The organism is Gilliamella sp. Fer4-1 (assembly GCF_001690515.1).
Taxonomy (GTDB): Bacteria; Pseudomonadota; Gammaproteobacteria; order Enterobacterales; family Orbaceae; genus Gilliamella; species Gilliamella apicola_C.
Map to the genome: position 1 here is coordinate 1 of NZ_LZGZ01000062.1, position 2,853 is coordinate 2,853.

General features: G+C 37.2%; 3 protein-coding genes. All 3 read left to right on the top strand.

What is annotated here, in order from left to right; genetic code table 11:
• Positions 1-36 precede the first annotated feature (36 nt).
• Genes lepB through era form a run of 3 tightly spaced genes read left to right on the top strand, consistent with a single transcriptional unit; the run spans position 37 to position 2,620 of the window.
• Entirely contained in the window at positions 37-1,038 is a 1,002-nt protein-coding gene (gene lepB / locus A9G30_RS02075) for a signal peptidase I (RefSeq protein ID WP_065587888.1), read from the top strand.
• Positions 1,039-1,040: 2 nt separating this feature from the next.
• Positions 1,041-1,718 (top strand): ribonuclease III, encoded by a 678-nt coding sequence (gene rnc, locus A9G30_RS02080; protein WP_442903440.1) that lies wholly within the window; start codon positions 1,041-1,043, stop codon positions 1,716-1,718.
• Positions 1,715-2,620 carry a GTPase Era gene (era, locus tag A9G30_RS02085; RefSeq protein ID WP_065566488.1) on the top strand — a complete coding sequence of 302 codons (906 nt, stop codon included), beginning with the start codon at positions 1,715-1,717 and terminating at the stop codon, positions 2,618-2,620. The genes rnc and era overlap by 4 nt, the downstream gene beginning before the upstream one ends.
• Positions 2,621-2,853: the final 233 nt, after the last annotated feature.

Sequence of the window (2,853 nt, forward strand, 5' to 3'; positions counted from 1 at the left end):
AAATCGATAAAAAGATTTATTTAAAGAGGGAAAAAAATGGCTGGAACATTTGCCATCATATTAACATTAGCGACACTTATTACAGGTATTTTTTGGTTTTTAGAAAAATTCAAATGGAAACCAGCAAGACAACGCAAAGTTGAAGAAATCCGCACACAAAGCGATGGTGAAGTCGATGGAAAAGTCCTTGCTCAAGTTGGCAAGCCTAAAGGCTGGGTTGAAAACTTATCATCATTTTTCCCAGTTTTGTTTGTGGTGTTTGTTATTCGCTCATTTATATATGAGCCGTTTCAAATTCCATCTGGCTCAATGATGCAAACGTTATTAATTGGCGATTTTATTGCTGTTGAAAAATATGCATACGGCATGCGTGATCCTATTACCAATACTGTTATCATCCCTACAGGAAAACCTAAACGTGGTGATGTGGCTGTATTTAAGCACCCTGATATTCCAAGCATGGATCTGATTAAACGGGTTGTTGGTATGCCTGGCGATAAAATCGTGTATCAGGTTAAAGAAAAGCAAGTTCTAATCTACCCGGCCTGCCAACCAACCGATATAAATTGCCAAGGCCAACAATTGCAACCACTTGATTTGCATTACAGCGAACCTAAGTCAAGCAATTGGAAAGAAGTTCACGAACAGTTGAAACCAAACCCTAGTTTTTATACTGTAGAACAATATGCTGATAAAGGTATTGTCGACTCTGAATCTATTGTGACATTGAATATGAAAATTCAACAAGAGACCTTAGGCGACAGAGCGCACGAAATCTTAATCACACAAGGTTCACAAGAAAACCCAAGATATTATTATCACCAAGATGGTCAACCTGATGCTACTTGGATCGTACCACAAGGTCATTATTTTATGATGGGCGACAATCGTGATAACAGCGGCGACAGTCGATATTTCGGTTTTGTGCCTGAAGCTAACTTTGTTGGTAAAGCTACAGCAATTTGGATCAGCTTTGAAAAACAACCAAACGAATGGCCTACAGGTATCCGCTTTAATCGTATTGGTGGCATACATTAATCATTATGAAAACATTTACTGAAATTCAACAATCTATCGGCTATCAGTTTCAGGATCTCTCTTTACTTGAATTAGCACTTACTCACCGAAGTGCTAATAAACTGCATAACGAACGTTTAGAGTTTTTAGGCGATGCTATTTTAAGTTTCGTCATTGCTGATGAACTCTATCATCGCTTTGTCAAACAAGATGAAGGTGATCTAAGCCAAATGCGAGCAACCTTGGTTTGTGGGCAAACACTTGCCGAAATTGGAAAAGATTTCAAGTTGGGCGATCACCTTATTTTGGGGCAAGGTGAATTAAAAAGTGGAGGATTTCGTCGCGAATCCATTATTTCTGACGCTGTCGAAGCTATTATTGGTGCCATTTACTTAGATAGCGACATCGACACAATACGCCCGTTAATCTTATCATGGTATCAAACTCGATTAAGCCAAATCCAACCTGGCATTAAACAAAAAGATGCCAAAACAAGATTACAAGAATATTTACAAGGAACTCATCGCCCTCGTCCGTGTTATTTAATTCTTGAAGTCACAGGTGATAATCATGAACAAGAGTTCTTAATTCAATGTAAAATTGACGACGATAGCCACGAGTATTTGGGGCGGGGCTTAAGTCGCCGAAAAGCAGAACAAGCTGCTGCACAAGAAGCTCTCAACCAGTTAGGTATAAAATGATAGAAACAACACAACATTGCGGATTTGTCGCCATTGTGGGGCGGCCAAATGTAGGTAAATCAACACTATTAAATCAGTTGCTTGGACAAAAAGTATCGATTACATCACGTAAAGCGCAAACGACTCGCCACCGCATTATCGGCATCGACACACAAGATAACGATCAAATTATCTATATTGATACACCAGGACTTCATATTGAAGAAAAAAGGGCAATTAACCGCTTAATGAACCGAGCGGCAAGTAGCTCAATTGGTGATGTTGAGCTTGTTATTTTTGTGGTTGAAGGGACACATTGGAATGATGATGATGAAATGGTCGTTAACAAGTTAAAAGACTGCAAAAGCCCTATATTGCTAGTGATTAATAAAATTGACAACGTTAGTGACAAAACACAACTATTACCACATATACAAACGATCAGCCAAAAAGCAAATTTTATTGATGTTGTACCAATTAGCGCTGAAAAAGGCGAAGGTATTGATATTATAAAAGATATCGTCAAAAAACATTTACCAGAAGGTGAACATCACTTTCCTGAAGATTACATAACTGACCGTTCACAACGCTTTATGGCATCAGAAATCATCCGTGAAAAGCTCATGCGCTTTTTAGGTGATGAATTACCTTATTCGGTAACGGTTGAGATTGAACAATTCAAAGTGGATGAACGCAACGGAATGTACCGAATTAACGGATTAATTTTAGTTGAACGCGATGGGCAAAAGAAAATGGTCATCGGTAATAAAGGCGAAAAAATCAAAAAAATAGGCATCGAAGCCCGCAAAGATATGCAATCCTTTTTTGACAACAAAGTCCATTTAGAACTTTGGGTAAAAGTTAAAGCAGGGTGGGCTGATGATGAGCGAGCTTTACGAAGCTTAGGTTATAGTGATGATTAAAAATTTTAAGTGATTTTTTGTAACAAATTAGGTATAAAGATACCTAACTTTCTTTAACCGCCTAATAAAATTAAAGTTTTACTAGGTGGTTTTTATAGAAAAATACGTTCATTGTTTATAGTTGAAACAGGTTGTTTTGTCTTATTCAATGACAGAGTATACCAGCAAAAACAAAATTTAATTTTATACTGAAACGCTATTTATTTTACAAAAATTATTGGATTTAACTTAAA